11 protein-coding genes are annotated in these 15,433 nt (G+C 72.3%); 7 read left to right on the top strand and 4 right to left on the bottom strand.

Going from position 1 to position 15,433, the window contains the following annotated elements; translation table 11 throughout:
* Positions 1-44 precede the first annotated feature (44 nt).
* The 6 genes from ABZ808_RS06575 to ABZ808_RS06550 all read left to right on the top strand — a co-directional run bounded on the left by ABZ808_RS06575 (position 45) and on the right by ABZ808_RS06550 (position 8,955).
* Entirely contained in the window at positions 45-2,333 is a 2,289-nt protein-coding gene (locus tag ABZ808_RS06575; protein ID WP_357001774.1) for a glycosyltransferase family 39 protein, read from the top strand.
* Positions 2,330-3,559, top strand: coding sequence for a glycosyltransferase (locus ABZ808_RS06570; protein WP_357001771.1), 1,230 nt, complete (start codon positions 2,330-2,332; stop codon positions 3,557-3,559). The genes ABZ808_RS06575 and ABZ808_RS06570 overlap by 4 nt, the downstream gene beginning before the upstream one ends.
* 166 nt (positions 3,560-3,725) lie before the next feature.
* Positions 3,726-3,875, top strand: coding sequence for a hypothetical protein (locus tag ABZ808_RS06565; protein WP_306271253.1), 150 nt, complete (start codon positions 3,726-3,728; stop codon positions 3,873-3,875).
* Positions 3,876-3,891: 16 nt separating this feature from the next.
* The gene (locus ABZ808_RS06560; RefSeq protein WP_357001769.1) at positions 3,892-5,319 is read left to right on the top strand and encodes a methyltransferase; all 1,428 of its coding nucleotides are present in this window, start codon (positions 3,892-3,894) and stop codon (positions 5,317-5,319) included.
* Positions 5,320-5,458: 139 nt separating this feature from the next.
* Positions 5,459-7,477 carry a sulfatase-like hydrolase/transferase gene (locus ABZ808_RS06555; RefSeq protein WP_357002800.1) on the top strand — a complete coding sequence of 673 codons (2,019 nt, stop codon included), beginning with the start codon at positions 5,459-5,461 and terminating at the stop codon, positions 7,475-7,477.
* Between the two features lie 194 nt (positions 7,478-7,671).
* Positions 7,672-8,955: a citrate synthase gene (locus ABZ808_RS06550; protein WP_357001766.1), complete on the top strand. Its 1,284-nt coding sequence runs from the start codon at positions 7,672-7,674 to the stop codon at positions 8,953-8,955.
* Between the two features lie 619 nt (positions 8,956-9,574).
* Here ABZ808_RS06550 and ABZ808_RS06545 read toward each other — a convergent pair.
* From ABZ808_RS06545 to ABZ808_RS06530, 4 genes are all read right to left on the bottom strand, one after another.
* Positions 9,575-9,931, bottom strand: coding sequence for a nuclear transport factor 2 family protein (locus ABZ808_RS06545; RefSeq protein WP_357001763.1), 357 nt, complete (start codon positions 9,929-9,931; stop codon positions 9,575-9,577).
* The gene (locus ABZ808_RS06540; protein ID WP_357001761.1) at positions 9,928-10,395 is read right to left on the bottom strand and encodes an SRPBCC domain-containing protein; all 468 of its coding nucleotides are present in this window, start codon (positions 10,393-10,395) and stop codon (positions 9,928-9,930) included. The genes ABZ808_RS06545 and ABZ808_RS06540 overlap by 4 nt, the downstream gene beginning before the upstream one ends.
* A gap of 118 nt (positions 10,396-10,513) precedes the next feature.
* Positions 10,514-10,861, bottom strand: coding sequence for a metalloregulator ArsR/SmtB family transcription factor (locus tag ABZ808_RS06535; RefSeq protein ID WP_357001758.1), 348 nt, complete (start codon positions 10,859-10,861; stop codon positions 10,514-10,516).
* Positions 10,862-11,496: 635 nt separating this feature from the next.
* Complete coding sequence (locus ABZ808_RS06530; protein ID WP_357001755.1) at positions 11,497-12,978, bottom strand: glycosyltransferase family 4 protein; 1,482 nt, start codon at positions 12,976-12,978, stop codon at positions 11,497-11,499.
* 337 nt (positions 12,979-13,315) lie between these two features.
* Between ABZ808_RS06530 and glgX the strand changes: the two genes are divergently transcribed.
* Positions 13,316-15,433: a glycogen debranching protein GlgX gene (gene glgX / locus ABZ808_RS06525; RefSeq protein WP_357001752.1), complete on the top strand. Its 2,118-nt coding sequence runs from the start codon at positions 13,316-13,318 to the stop codon at positions 15,431-15,433.

Below are 15,433 nucleotides of genomic sequence, written 5' to 3'. Positions count from 1 at the left end.
CGGCGCACGGGGTCACGCCAGGCCAGCGCTCAACGCTGGTGGGCATGGACAGATCCGACACCATGCCGACCACGCCCGCCGAGCCGGGCCTGCCGCCGACGGCCACCCGCGCCGACGAGGCCCCGCCGCCGCGGGAGGGCCGTCCCGCGGCCTGGACGCGGCCCGCGCTGGTGATCCTGCTCCTGGCCACCGGCCTGCTCTACGTCTGGGGTCTGGGCGCCTCCGGCTGGGCCAACTCGTTCTACGCGGCGGCCGTGCAGGCCGGCTCGGTGAGCTGGAAGGCGTTCTTCTACGGCTCCTCGGACGCGGCCAATTCGATCACCGTGGACAAGACGCCCGCGTCGCTGTGGCTGATGGCCCTGTCGGTACGGGTCTTCGGGCTGAACAGTTGGGCGATGCTCATCCCGCAGGCGCTCTGCGGGGTCGCCTCCGTCGGCGTGCTCCACGCGACAGTGAAGCGCTGGTACGGGCCGGTCGCCGGCCTGATCGCCGGCACCGTCCTCGCGCTCACTCCGGTGGCGGCGCTGATGTTCCGGTTCAACAACCCCGACGCGCTGCTCGTCCTGCTGCTGGTCGGCGGCGCGTACGCCACCGTCCGCGCGCTGGAGACGGCCAGCACCCGGTGGATCATGCTGGCCGGCGCGCTGGTCGGTTTCGGATTCCTGACCAAGATGCTCCAGGCGTTCCTGGTCGTGCCGGTCTTCGCCGGGGTGTACCTGCTGGCCGCGCCGACCGGGCTGTGGCGGCGGGTCCGGCAACTGCTGCTGGCCGGCCTCGCGGTGGTGGTCTCCGCCGGCTGGTGGGTGGCGATCGTCGAGCTGACCCCGGCCAGCGCCCGGCCCTACATAGGCGGGTCGCAGAACAACAGCATCCTGGAGCTGACCCTCGGCTACAACGGCCTCGGCCGGATCACCGGCGACGAGGTGGGCAGCGTCGGCGGCGGCCGGATGGGCGGCGGCGGTGGTGGCCCGTTCTCGGGTCAGACCGGCCTGCTGCGGATGTTCGACAGCGAGATCGGCGGTCAGATCTCCTGGCTGCTGCCGGCCGCGCTGATTCTGCTGGTCGCCGGGCTGCTGGTCGCCGGGCGGGCGGGGCGGACCGACCGCACCCGGGCCGGGCTGCTGCTCTGGGGCGGGTGGCTGCTGGTCACCGGCCTGATCTTCAGCTTCATGTCCGGGATCTTCCACGCGTACTACACCGTGGCGCTCGCCCCGGCCGTCGGCGCGCTGGTCGGCATCGGCGTCACAGTGCTCTGGCGGCAGCGCCACCCGTTGCCCGCGCCGGGCAGCGATCGGCCGGGCCCGACCGGGCAGCCGTCGTCCGGCTCGCTGTCCGCGCCCGACGACGAACCGGCGGCCGGGGCGAGGTGGCAGCGGTGGCGTCCCCTGGCCGCCACGGTCACGCTCGCCGGCACCCTCGCGGTCACCGTCTGGTGGGCGTGGGTGCTGCTCGGCCGCAGCCCCGACTGGTACCCGTGGCTGCGTACCGCCCTGCTGGTCGCCGGACTGGCCGGCGCGGCCGGAATCCTGCTGGCCGCCCGGCTGCCCCGCTGGCTGGTGCCGGTGGTGCTGGGCGTCGGCGCGGCGGCGGCTCTGGCGGGCCCGGCGGCGTACGCGGCGCAGACCGCCGCGACCCCGCACACCGGCTCGATCCCGAGCGCCGGCCCGTCCGTGGCGGGCGGCTTCGGTCGCGGCGGCTTCCCCGGCGGGCAACCGCCGGGCGGTATGCAGCGCCCCGACGGCGGTCAGATGCCCGGCGGTCAAAACCAGAACGGCGGCCAGGTGCCGAGCTTCCCCGGTGGCGGTGCGCCCGGCGGTCAGGCCCCCGGTGGTCAGGCCCCCGGTGGTCAGGCCCCCGGTGGTCAGGCCCCCGGTGGTCAGGCCCCCGGTTTCCCGGGCGGTGGGCGCAACGGTGGTCAGATGCCCGGTGGTGGGCAGGGTCGCGGGGACGGCGGCGGGATGGGCGGGCTGCTCGACTCCCGCGAGCCCAGCGCCGCGTTGCGCGAGCTGCTGGAGCGCGACAGCGCGTCGTACACCTGGGTGGCGGCCACCATCGGCTCCAACAACGCCTCCGGCTACCAGTTGGCCACCGGCGACCCGGTGATGGCGATCGGCGGGTTCAACGGCAGTGACCCGTCGCCGACGCTGGCGCAGTTCCAGCGGTACGTCGCCGACGGAAAGATCCACTACTTCGTGGGTGGCGGTGGCTTCCGGGCCAACGGCGGCAGCTCCGCCTCACAGGAGATCGCCGCATGGGTCGCGGAGAGCTTCTCGGCGCAGACCGTGGACGGGGTCACCGTCTACGACCTGAGCAGCGGTAAGGCGGCGTCGTGAGCGCGCTCGGCGGCCCCCGTGCCGCCGTCCGGACGCGGTCGAGCACCAGCGCGGCGGTGTTGGACGTGGTGATCCCGGTCTACAACGAGGAGACCGACCTCGGACCGTGCGTACGGAGGTTGCACGCGCACCTGAGCGAGCACTTCCCGTACCCGTTCCAGATCACCATCGCCGACAACGCCAGTGTGGACGACACCCTGAAGGTCGCTCACGGTCTCGCCGGTGAGCTGCCCGGCGTCGAGGTGCTGCACCTGGACGCCAAGGGGCGGGGCCGGGCGCTCTCCGCCGCCTGGTCGGCGTCGTCCGCGCCGGTGCTGGCGTACATGGATGTGGACCTGTCCACCGACCTGGCGGCGCTGTTGCCGCTTGTCGCGCCGCTCATCTCCGGCCACTCGGACCTGGCCATCGGCACGCGGCTGGCGCGGACCTCCCGGGTGGTGCGTGGCGCCAAGCGGGAGATCATCTCGCGGGCCTACAACCTGCTGCTGCGCGGGGCGCTGTTCGCGCGGTTCTCCGACGCGCAGTGCGGGTTCAAGGCGATCCGCGCGGATGTGGCCGCCGAGCTGCTCCCGCTGGTGCGCGACACCGGGTGGTTCTTCGACACCGAGTTGCTGGTGCTCGCCCAGCGGGCCGGGCTGCGCATCCACGAGGTGCCGGTGGACTGGGTCGACGACCCGGACAGCCGCGTCGACATCGTCACCACCGCCATGGCCGACCTGCGGGGGATTGGTCGGCTGGGGCGGGCGCTGCTGACCGGCGCGCTGCCGCTGGCCGAGCTACGCGCGCAGCTCGGTCGGGCTCCGCTGGCCGCGCCGCCAGCGCGGGTGCCGGTCGGGCTGCCCCGCCAGTTGGTCCGGTTCGCCGCCGTCGGAGTGGCCAGCACGCTGGCGTACCTGCTGCTGTTCGTCGCCAGCCGGGGCGCGCTCGGCGCGCAGCCGGCGAACCTGCTGGCGTTGCTGGTGACCGCGGTGGCGAACACGGCCGCGAACCGGCGGCTGACGTTCGGCATCACCGGCACGCGGCACGCCGGCCGGCACCACGCGCAGGGGCTGCTGGCGTTCGCGCTCGGCCTGGCGCTGACCAGCGGCGCGCTGGCGGTGCTGCACACGGCCGTGGCCGTGCCCGCCCGGTCGGTGGAGCTGGCCGTGCTGGTGGCCGCGAACCTGGCCGCCACCGTGTTGCGCTTCGTGCTGCTGCGTCTCGGCATGCACCACCGGCGGACCTGATCCCCGATCTCATCCTGTGGAGAGGCTGAGAGTAGCTGGATGTGGCCGATACGACGGTGATGAGCGGCGTACGGTGGCAGACAAGTCCGGCTTTCTGGGTGAAAAAGCCTCGCCGCTGCACGCCCGGGACGCCGGTGTCGAGACGGGCGAGGGGAAGGAGCGGTCGGTGAACCATCTGGCCTACCTGGACGCGGGATCCGGCAGCCTGATCGTGCAGGCCGTCGTGGGCGGGGTGGCCGGCGTCGCGGTCGCCGCCAAGCTCTACTGGCGGCGGCTGGTCGGCCGGTTCCGCCGGCAGCCCACCGACCAGCGCTGAACCGGTCGGGGAGACGATGACGACCTCACCCATCGGGGTACGCCCCGAACCGGCCTCCTTCCGCGACCCCGCCAACCGGGTCTTCCACGTCGGAGACGAGGTGCTGCGCGGGCTGGACGCACAGGCCGCCGAGCACTGGCGGACCCTGGCGGCCAGCCCGTTCTTCCCCTCCCTGGTCGCCGCCGGCAAGCTCTGCGCCACCGAGAACGCCCCGCCGAGCCTCGTGCCCGCCGCGGCCGGGAAACCGTGGGCGGCGGTGCTGCGCCACGAGCGCATCCCGTTCGTCTCCCACCCGTACGAGTGGTCCTTCGGCATGCTGCGCGACGCCGCGCTGCTGCACCTGGAGATCCTGCGCACCGCCCTCGCCGACGGCTTCACCACCAAGGACGGCTCGGCGTACAACCTCCAGTGGCGTGGCGCGAAGCCGGTCTTCATCGACATCGGCTCCTTCGAGCCGGTCCGCGACGGCGAACCGTGGGCCGGCTACCGGCAGTTCTGCCAGACCGCGCTCTATCCGCTGCTGCTCACCGCCCACCTCGGCGTGGACTTCCAACCCTGGCTGCGCGCCCAGGTCGACGGCATCGAGGCCGACCAGCTCCGCCCGCTCTTCGGCGGGGCCCGTCGGCTGCGCCCCGGCGTCCTGACCCACGTGCACCTGCACGGTGCCATGCAGCAGCGCAACGCCGCCGCCAGCACCAGCGACGTCCGCGCCCAACTGCGGGCCGCCGGCTACTCCCGGGAACTCCAGGCGGCCACCGTACGCGGCATCGAGAAGCTCGTGCGCCGGCTGGAGCACCGCCCGTCGGGCAGCCACTGGACGGACTACCGGAGCACCTGCGGCTACTCCGCGTCCGATCGAGTCGCCAAGGAACAGTTCGTGGTCGCCGCGGTGGCCGCCACCCGCCCGCGCCTCGTGCTCGACCTGGGCGCCAACGACGGCCGGTACTCCCGGTTGGCCGCCGGGCACGCCGACTACGTGGTCGCCGTGGAGCAGGACCCGGCCGTGGTCGACGAGTTGTACCGGGCGCTGCGCTCCGAGGGGCAACGCCGGATCCTGCCGCTGGTGGTGGACCTGGCCGACCCGTCGCCCGGCGGCGGCTGGCGGGGCGTCGAGCGCGCCGGTTTCGCCGACCGGGCGTCGGCGGGTGTCGTCCTCGCCCTGGCCCTGGTGCACCACCTGGCGATCGGGCGCAACGTGCCGCTGCCCGAGGTCGTCGACTGGCTGGCCGGGCTGACGGCACCCGGGGGCGCGGTGGTGGTCGAGTTCGTCCACCCGGAGGACCCGATGGCCCGCCGACTGCTGGCCAACAAGCCCGAGGGCCTGTTTCCGGACTACCGGCGCGACACCTTCGAACGGCTCCTCGCCGCCCGGGGCCGCATCACCGAACGGCTGGAACTGCCCTCGGGCACCCGCACGCTCTACCGGACGGTGATGGGTGGCTGACCCGGCCGCCGCCACCCCACCGGCGGAGCCGGCCCCCGACGGGCAGCTACCGGTCTCGGACGGGCAGCTACCGGCCTCGGACGGGCAGCCGCCGGACCCGGACGCGCAGCCGCTGCAGTCGGACGCGCAGCCGCCGGACCTGGACGCGCAGACGTCGGCGCTGGGACGGTGGGACCGGGGCTGGCGCGGCGAGCTGGGCCGACTGCTGGAGGTGGTCGCGCTGGTCGGGCTGGTCGTCACCCAGCCGCTGCTGGACGTGCTCGGCCGCAGCCCCGACTTCTTCCTCTTCCACCGCGCCGACCCCGGCCAGATCATGCTGCTGGTCGCCCTGGTGGCGGTCGTGCCCACCGTGCCCGTGGCGGCGCTCGGCGTGCTCAGTCGACTCGCCGGCCGCACCGCCCGCGCGCTCACCCACACCGTGCTGGTGGGGCTGCTGCTCGCCGCCCTCGCCGTGCAGGTGGGCCGGCACACGACGCCGCTTCGGGGCGTACCCCTGCTGCTGGTCGCCGCTCTGGCCGGCGCTGCCGGCGCGGCCGCGCACCGACGGTGGCGGGCGCCGGGCCGGGTGCTGCGACTGGCCGCCGCCGGGCCGGTGGCCTTCGTGGTGCTGTTCCTGCTCGTCTCACCCACCTCGGCGGTGGTGCTGCCGCGCGGCGACGGCGGCGCGGCCGGCACGGCGCAGGGCGCGGCCGTGCACCCGCCGGTGGTCATGCTGATCCTCGACGAGCTGCCGCTGGTCAGCCTGCTCGGCGCCGACGGCCGGATCGACGCGCAGCGGTTCCCGCACTTCGCCGAGTTGGCCGACGACTCGACCTGGTACCGCAACGCCACCGGGGTCAGCGGCTGGACCCCCAACGCGCTGCCCGCCATGCTGACCGGCCGCTACCCGGAGCGGGCCGTCGCGCCGCACTACACGCAGTACCCCGACAACATCTTCACCGCCTTCGGCGGCCTCTACGACGTCCAGGCCCAGGAGAGCATCACCCGGCTCTGCCCACCCAGCCGCTGCGAACAGTCGGTCACCCCCGAACAGGGGTTGGGCGTGCTGGTCCGCGAGACCGGCACGCTGCTTCGCCAGATCGCCGGGCCGACGCCCGCCCGGGTCGACCCGGAGGACTCCTACCGGGAGCAGACCCGGGCCGAGGCCGGCCTGGACGCCGCCGAGCCGGTGCCGGACGACCCGAAGTTCCGCTGGGACAGCCTCGACGACAACCAGCCGGCCCGGTTCACCAGCTTCCTCGCCGGGCTGAAACCCGAGCCCCGGCCCACCCTGCACTTCCTGCACCTGCTGATGCCGCACTCACCGTGGGCGTACCTGCCGTCCGGCGCCCGTTACGACGCCCCGGAGGACCTGCCCAACGACGGCGCGGGCTGGGTCGACCTGGCCCGGCAGCGGCACCTCGCCCAGCTCGGCTACACTGACCGGCTGATCGGCGAGACACTGCGGACGCTGCGCGCCAGCGGCCTCTACGACCAGGCCCTCGTCGTGGTCACCGCCGACCACGGGGTGAGCTTCCGCCCGGGCGCGCAGGGCCGCGGCATGGACGCCATCAAGGCCGCCGCCGGCGAGGTCGCCTGGGTGCCGATGTTCCTGAAGGAACCCCGGCAGCAGACCGGCCGCGTGGACGACCGCAACTGGGAGCACGTCGACCTGCTGCCCACCGTCGCCGACGAGGCCGGCATCCGACTGCCCGGACGCGTCGACGGGCGCTCCGCCCGGCAGGCACCGCGCCCGGACGCCACGAAACACTTCTACGACCGCCCCGGTGAACCGATCACCTTCCCCGGTGGGGTGCCCGCCCCGCCGCCGCTGCCGACACCGCACCCGCTGGTGGGCACCGAGGTCCGGGCCGGCCCGACCGGAGGCAGAGCCCGGGTGGCCGACCTGGCCGCGTTCCGGGCCACCGATCCGGACACCGGCGCCCTACCGGCGCTGGTCTGGGGTGACGTACCGGACGCGATCCCCGACGGCACGCAGCTCGCGGTCGCGGTCAACGGCCGCGTCGGGGCGGTGGTCCCGGTGGTGCCGGCCGACCCCGGCGGGCGCCGATTCGCCGCGCTGCTCACCGACGACCGGCTGTTCCGGGCCGGGGCGAACCAGCTCGACGTCTACCAGGTCGCGGCGGACGGTACGCTGCGACGCCTCGCGCTGTCCTAGCACCGGTCGACGGCCAGTTCGGGTCGTTCCTGGGCGTCCCGGACAGCGGGATGGCGGGTTTCCCGGCTGACGGGTCGGGAATCGGGTGACGCATACCTCACCGCCGAACCACGGCGGGCAGTGTCACCCCGACCGCAATTACGGTAGAAGCGAAGGCAATTCAACGTAGATCTGCCGGCGAAGCGAGGAACCACATGACGGAAGTCAAGCTCGATCACCCCGGTGGGCAGCTGTCGATGCCGGTACACCCTGCGGTCGAGGGCCCCGCCGGTGTCGGGGTGAGCAAGCTTTTGAAAGAAACCGGGATGACAACGTACGACCCCGGTTTCGTGAACACCGCCGCTGCCTCATCCGCGATCACCTACATCGACGGCGACGCGGGCATCCTGCGTTACCGGGGATACCCGATCGAGCAGCTGGCCGAGAAGTCCTCCTTCCTGGAGGTCTCGTACCTGCTCATCTACGGCGAGCTGCCGACCGAGCAGCAGCTGACCGAGTTCACCGAGTGGATTCGGCGGCACTCGCTGCTGCACGAGGAGATGCGCCGCTTCTTCGACGGCTTCCCCCGGGACGCCCACCCGATGGCAGTGCTCTCGTCCGCGGTGAGCGCCCTGTCGACCTTCTACCAGGACAGCCTGGACCCGTTCGACTCCGAGCACGTGGAGATCTCGACGGTCCGGCTGATGGCGAAGGTGCCCACCATCGCCTCGTACGCCTACAAGAAGTCCATCGGGCAGCCGCTGCTCTACCCGGACAACTCGCTGGGGTACGTCGACAACCTGCTGCGGATGACGTTCGGCGTGCCGGCGGAGCCGTACGAGGTCGACCCGGTGATGTCCAAGGTGCTGGACATGCTCTTCGTCCTGCACGCCGACCACGAGCAGAACTGCTCCACGTCGACCGTTCGGCTGGTCGGCTCCAGCAACGCCAACCTGTTCGCCTCGGTCTCGGCCGGCGTGAACGCGCTGTTCGGCCCGCTGCACGGCGGCGCCAACCAGGCGGTGCTGGAGATGCTCCAGAAGATCAACGCTGATGGTGGCGACGTCCGTTCCTTCGTCCGCAAGGTCAAGGACAAGGAGGACGGCGTCAAGCTGATGGGCTTCGGCCACCGGGTCTACAAGAACTACGACCCGCGGGCGGCGATCGTCAAGAAGGCCGCGCAGGACGTGCTGGGCCGGATGGCCAAGCCGGACCCGCTGCTGGACATCGCCATGGAGCTGGAGGAGATCGCGCTCGACGACGACTTCTTCGTCTCCCGTCGGCTCTACCCGAACGTGGACTTCTACACCGGCCTGATCTACAAGGCCATGGGCTTCCCGACCAAGATGTTCACGGTGCTCTTCGCGCTCGGCCGGCTCCCCGGCTGGATCGCCCAGTGGCGCGAGATGATCAACGACCCGGAGACCAAGATCGGCCGTCCGCGGCAGGTCTACGTGGGCGCCCCCGAGCGGAACTACGTACCCTTCGCCGAGCGCTGACCCTCCGCCTCTCGCACCACTTGTTGCACCACTTTTTGCACCATCGGCAGGCCGTCGACCCCATCCGGGTCGGCGGCCTGCGGCCTGTCCGGTCCGTGAGCCTGAGGCCTGTCTGGTCCGGGGGCCTGCGGTCTGTCTGGCCCGCGAGCCTGTGGCCTGTCCGGTCCGCGAGCGGCGGTCTTCCCGGCCTGCGAGCCTGTGGCCGGTCCGGTCCGGTCCGGTCCGGTCCGCGAGCCTGTGGCCTGTCCGGTCCGCGTGCGGCGGTCTTTCCGGCCCGTGTTGCCTGCGGCCTGTCTGGCCCCGCGCGCGTGCGGCTTTCCCGGCCCGCGTGCCTGTGGCTTTCCCGGTCTGTGTGCGTGCGGCTGCTCCGGTCCGAGCGCCTGCCCGCGTCTGGAGGCGGGTTCCGCGATGATCGACTCCATGTCGCCGATGTGGGGGTGTCCCTTGGCGGGGATACCGCGATGTCGGCGACATGGAGTCGATCAAGCGGTGCGGGCCGTGCCGGGTTGCGACGCATCCGCACATCCGGGCAGGCGCGGCAGTCCGTGCGGGCCTCGCGCCCTACCCCGCGGGGATCCGGTCGACGCCGGCCCGACGGAGCAGGCCGGCCGCCGACTTCTCAGGGCAGCGGGACGACGTACGAGTCGACGCGGGCGATCAGCCCGTCGCGGAACGTGAAAAGGTCATTGAAGGCGAACCGGAACGCGCCGTGGTCCACGCTGACGCCGCGACCCTCGCCGGTGGTGACGACGACCGGGCCGTCCTCGTGGACCCGATGAACGTCCAACTGAGGGCTGCCGGTGAACCCCGGGTTCTCGATCTCGCCGTCGAACTCCGCCTTGCCGCAGGTGGTGCGGTGACCGTGGATGACCCACTCGACGTCGTCGGTGAGGGTCGCGAGGATGCGCGGGTGGTCGCTGGTCCGAAAGCCGGCGAAGTATTCCGCGACGAGGTCACGTTGGGTCGTCTGTGTCATGTCGTGCTCCGTCCTGGTGTGGGCTCGTCGTGCTCGAGGTGAGTGGCGAGGGCGTCGAGGATCGAGGCGAGCCCGTTGGCGGCCTGGGTGCTGCGCAGCTCGGGGGGAAGCCGTCGCTGGTGGACGGTGAGATCGGTGCCGTCAGCGGCGGGCTGGACGGTGACGGTCGTGCGGAGGCCGGTGACCGGCTCGTCGAACACCAGCTCGTGCGGGGCGGTGATGCTCACGTAGACGAACCGGAGCCGGCGGGACGCACCGTTGGGCGCACGGGTGTCGAGCGCGAACTCGCCGCCGGGGCGCAGGTCCACGGTCACGGACTCCGGGGGCACCGTGGCGTGCGAGCCGCCCCAGAACGCGGCGATGCCGCCCGGTGAGGTGAACGCGGTCCAGACACGGTCGGGCGCCGCCCGGAGATGACGCCGGGCGATCAGTTCGTCGTCCCGGAGTTCCGCGCGGGCGGTCAACGGGCCACCCCGTCGCTTGGCAGCACTGCCCGGTGGTCAACCTCTTCTCGCTGGGCGCCTTCGACGTGAGCCCGGACGGCCGCTGACTGCTCCGTGGCCCGGCAGCTCCGCGCGGCGGTCAACGGACCGCTCCCTCGTCGCCGAGGTGCCGCTCAAGGGCATCGAGTCGGTCGTCCCATGCGCGGCGCTGCTCGTCGATCCACCCGCCGAGCAGCGACAGTTGGTCGGCCCTCAGTCGGCAGGGGCGTCTGGTGCCCTCGCGTCGCTGCTCGACCAGGCCACACCGGCGGAGGACTCCGACGTGGTGGGAGATCGCCTGTGGAGTGAGGTCGAACGGTTCGGCAAGCTCGCCCACCGTGGCGTCGCCCCGGGCGAGACGCGTCACCAGAGCGCGACGGACGGGGTCGCCGAGGGCAGCGAAGGCCGAGTCGAGATCGGGGCCGGGTGCCGCGAGTGAGGTGGACATGGCCCCACCCTAATGCAAACAACCCTTTGTGCAAGCCACTGTTTGCAAAGGCGTGGCGCAATGACGCCGATATGGCGGTATCCCGGCGCGGGGACACCGCCATATCGGCGACCTGGAGTCGATCAGCGCGGCGCGACGGACCCCGGGTCAGTGCCCGGTGCGACGGACCGGCTCAGCGGCGTGACGGGCCTGGGCCAGCGCGTGGCGCGATGTCGCCGATATGGCGGTATCGCGGCGCGGGGATACCGCCATGTCGGCGATATGGAGTCGATCAGCGGCGCGGCGCGGCGCACCCGGGGTCAGCGGTGCGGCGCGACGGACCCGGGGTCAGCGGCGCGGTGCGACGGACGGGGTCAGCGGCGCGGTGCGAGGGAGCCTGGGTCAGCGTGCGACGCAATGTCGCCGACATGGCGGTATCCCGGCGCGGGGACACCGCCATGTCGGCGATATGGAGTCGGTCAACGCGCGGCGCGATGGACCCGGTCAACGCGCGGCGCGACGGACCCGGGCCAGCGGCGCGACGGAGCCCGGGTCAGCGTGCGAGGCGGCGGACCCGGGTCAGCGGCGGGGCGGGGCCTGGGTCAGCGGTGTGCGGTGGAGGTGGACTGCGAGGGGAGCCGGCTGCGGGGCTGGGGTTACCGCAGTCCGGCGGCGGCGAGCAGGTTGCCCTCGGGCAGCGCCGGGAGCGCGCGGCCCTGGGACATGCGCTGCTCGGCGCGCTGGGCGGTGCACGCGGCGTCGGTGGCGATGGCGGCGGCGTAGCTGGCGGCGGTGCGCTGGGCGATGGCGGACCAGCCGTACTGGTCGTGGACCATCCGACGGGCGCGTCGGGCCATGGCGCGGGCACGGTCGCGGTCCGACAGCAGGGCGTCCACGGCGTCGGCGAGGCCGTCCGGGTCGTGCGGGCGGAAGGTCATCCCGGTCACCCCCGGCTCGACGATTTCGGCGAGGCCCCCGGTGGCGGCGACGGCCAGGGGTGCTCCTGCGGCGGCGCCCTCCAGGGCCACCATGCCGAACGGCTCGTAGATGCTGGGCACCGCGAAGCAGTCGGACGCGGCCATCAGGGCCGGCAGGTCGGTGCCGCCGAGGAAGCCCGGCATCGTGACCATGCCACCGAGGCCGCGGCGGTGCACCTCGGCCTCCAGTTCGGCGCGGTACGGGCCGTCGCCGGCGATCACGGCTCGCAGCCCGGGGTGGCGGTCCCGCAGCCGGGGCAGCGCGGCGATCAGGTGCTGTACGCCCTTCTCGTACACGAGTCGGCCGGCGAAGGTGACCAGCGGGCCGTCCCCGGCGAACCGGGCGCGTGCGGCGGCCACCGCGCGCGCCGGCACCTTCCAGCGGTGCGGCTCCACGCCGTTGGCGACCACGTCGACCCGTCCGGCCGGTACGCCGAAGAGCGCGTTCACCTCGTCCCGCATGTACGCGGAGCAGACGATCACCCGGCCGGACTCGCTGCTGAGCCACTGCTCGACACCGTGGATGGTGCGGTTCATCTCGTCGGGCAGCCAACCCTGGTGCCGACCGGCTTCGGTGGCGTGGATGGTGGTGACCAGCGGGATGTCCAGGTGGTCGCGCAACGTCATCGCGGTGTGGGCGACGAGCCAGTCGTGGGCGTGGATGACGTCGTAGGTGCCAGCCTCGGTGGCGCGCAGGGCGGTGCGGGTGAGGGTGTGGTTGAACGCCATCGTCCAGGCCAGCAGGGAGTCGGTGGCCAGGGGGAAGGTCACCGGGTCCTCGGGGGCGCGCAGGATGCGGACGCCGTCGGCGTACTCCTCAAGGGGTGCGCCTTCGGTGTGGCGGGTGACGACTGTGACGTCGTGGCCGGCGGCGGCCAGTGCCACCGACAGGGCGTGGACGTGGCGGCCGAGGCCGCCGACGAGCACCGGCGGGTACTCCCAGGACAGCATCAGGATGCGGCGGGTCTGCGGGGGCACTCCCGAGCCGCGCTGCGTCGGCACGGTCGCGCCGGGCTGCGCGGGAGGGCCAGCCTGCGCGGGAGGGCCGGGCTGCGGGGGAAGACCGGGCTGGGTCGGGAGCTGGGGCCGGAAGGTCAGGGTGGGCCGGTGGGTCCGGTCCACGGTGGTAGCGAGCTGCTCGTCGACCCGCAGGGTCGTCACAGTCAATCTCCGTCCATGCATGGTGGTGCGCGCCGGCGTCAGTGGCGGCGGAGCGAGAGGGTGTAAGGGGTGGCGTAGGGCCGAGTGGGGGTACGCGCGGGCGTATGTCCCCGGACAAGCAAAGGGCATCGAGCGCGATACCGCACCTTCAAAGGCGTGATGGTGATGGAGGACACCCGAGGGTGTAGCGCGCATCAGACAGGCGCTTTCCGGTCACCGGCTGCAAGGATGGATTGGCGCGCCAGGGCGGGGGGCACTTACCGCGTGCGCGCGGGCGGGGTCTCCGCTGGCGCGCTCGTGGCGCGGCGCGCACACGACCATGGGGTGAAGGAGCGACATGCAGGTCTGGCCGGGCGAGCGGTATCCCCTGGGCGCCACCTACGACGGGATGGGCACCAACTTCGCCATCTTCTCCGAGGTGGCCGAGCGGATCGAGCTGTGCCTCTTCGACGAGTGGGACACCGGCGCCGAGCGCCGGGTCGAGCTGCGCGAGGTGGACGCCTACGTCTGGCACGCGTACCTGCCGGGCATCGAGCCGGGGCAGCGTTACGGCTATCGGGTGTACGGCCCGTACGACCCCGCGAACGGGCTGCGCTGCAACCCGCACAAGCTGCTGCTCGACCCGTACGCCAAAGCCATCGACGGTGACGTGACGTGGGACCCGGCGGTCTACGACTACGACATGGCGGAGCCGGAGCGGATGAACGAGACGGACTCGGCGCCGTTCATGCCGAAGTCGGTGGTGGTCAACCCGTACTTCGACTGGGGCAACGACAAGCCGCCGCGCACCCCTTACCACCACTCGGTGATCTACGAGGCGCACGTACGTGGGTTGACCATGCGCCACCCGGACATCCCGGAGGAGTTGCGCGGCACGTACGCGGGCATCGCCTCCCCGCCGATGATCGACTATCTGACCCGGCTCGGGGTGACGGCGATCGAGTTGATGCCGGTGCACCAGTTCATCCACGACCACCGCCTGAACGACCTGGGGCTGCGCAACTACTGGGGTTACAACACGATCGGCTTCTTCGCCCCACACCACGGCTATTCGGCGCTGGGCCGGACCGGTCAGCAGGTGCAGGAGTTCCGGGGCATGGTCAAGGCGCTGCACGCGGCCGGCATCGAGGTCATCCTCGACGTGGTCTACAACCACACGGCCGAGGGCAACCACCTCGGGCCGACGCTGAGCTTCAAGGGCGTGGACGCGCCCAGCTACTACCGGCTCAGTGAGGAGGACCGCCGGTACTTCGTCGACTACACGGGCACCGGCAACAGCCTCAACGTGCGCAGCCCGCACTCCCTGCAACTGATCATGGATTCGCTGCGCTACTGGGTGACCGAGATGCACGTCGACGGTTTCCGCTTCGACCTGGCGGCCACGCTGGCCCGGGAGTTCTACGAGGTGGACCGGCTCTCCACCTTCTTCGAGGTGGTGCAGCAGGACCCGGTGGTCAGCCAGGTCAAGCTGATCGCCGAACCGTGGGACGTCGGCCCCGGCGGCTACCAGGTGGGCAACTTCCCGCCGTTGTGGACGGAGTGGAACGGCAAGTACCGCGACACCGTGCGGGACTTCTGGCGCGGCGAGCCGGCCACCCTCGCCGAGTTCGCGTCGCGGATCTCCGGCTCCGCCGACCTCTACCAGGACGACGGGCGGCGGCCGTTCCACAGCATCAACTTCGTCACCGTCCACGACGGGTTCACCCTCAACGACCTGGTGTCGTACAACGACAAGCACAACGAGGCCAACGGCGAGGAGAACCGGGACGGCGAGAGCCACAACCGCTCCTGGAACTGCGGTGTGGAGGGCGACACCGACGACGAGGGCGTGCTCGCCCTGCGGGCCAAGCAGCGGCGCAACTTCCTGGCCACGCTGATGCTGTCGCAGGGCGTGCCGATGATCGGCCACGGCGACGAGTTGGGTCGCACCCAGCGGGGCAACAACAACGCGTACTGCCAGGACAGCGAGGTGGCCTGGGTCGACTGGGACAACGCCGACGAGCAGTTGCTGGAGTTCGTCCGTACGCTCACCGACTTCCGCAAACGGCACCAGGTGTTCCGCCGCCGCCGGTTCTTCACCGGCCTGCCGGTGGGCGGGCGCGGCAGCGACGAGCCGCTGCCCGACCTGGCCTGGTACACGCCGGACGGGCGGGAGATGACCGGCGAGGACTGGGGCAACGACTTCGGTCGCTCGGTGGCGCTGTTCGTCAACGGGGAGGGCATCCGGGAGCGCGGCCAGTACGGCCAGCGCCACCACGACGCCTCGTTCCTGCTCTGCTTCAACGCCCACGACGCGCCGCTGGACTTCACCCTGCCGGGCAGCGAGTACGGGCAGAAGTGGGAACGGGTCATCAGCACCGCCGACCCCGAGCCCGGCGACGTCACGGTGATCAGCGCGGGCGGCACCATCCGGGTGCCGGACCGCTCTCTGGTGGTGTTGGAGAGGACGATCTGA

It is taken from the genome of Micromonospora sp. NPDC047527 (genome assembly GCF_040643015.1).
GTDB lineage: Bacteria > Actinomycetota > Actinomycetes > Mycobacteriales > Micromonosporaceae > Micromonospora.
Note: the sequence above shows the minus strand (reverse complement) of the source record. Positions and strands in the feature narration are given on the sequence as shown.

Coding starts and splice junctions, on each gene's coding strand:
- ABZ808_RS06560 (WP_357001769.1), top strand. CDS start 3,892: ATGACGACCTCACCCATCGGGGTACGCCCCGAACCGGCCTCCTTCCGC.
- ABZ808_RS06575 (WP_357001774.1), top strand. CDS start 45: ATGGACAGATCCGACACCATGCCGACCACGCCCGCCGAGCCGGGCCTG.
- ABZ808_RS06545 (WP_357001763.1), bottom strand. CDS start 9,931: ATGACACAGACGACCCAACGTGACCTCGTCGCGGAATACTTCGCCGGC.
- ABZ808_RS06535 (WP_357001758.1), bottom strand. CDS start 10,861: ATGTCCACCTCACTCGCGGCACCCGGCCCCGATCTCGACTCGGCCTTC.
- ABZ808_RS06550 (WP_357001766.1), top strand. CDS start 7,672: ATGACGGAAGTCAAGCTCGATCACCCCGGTGGGCAGCTGTCGATGCCG.
- glgX (WP_357001752.1), top strand. CDS start 13,316: ATGCAGGTCTGGCCGGGCGAGCGGTATCCCCTGGGCGCCACCTACGAC.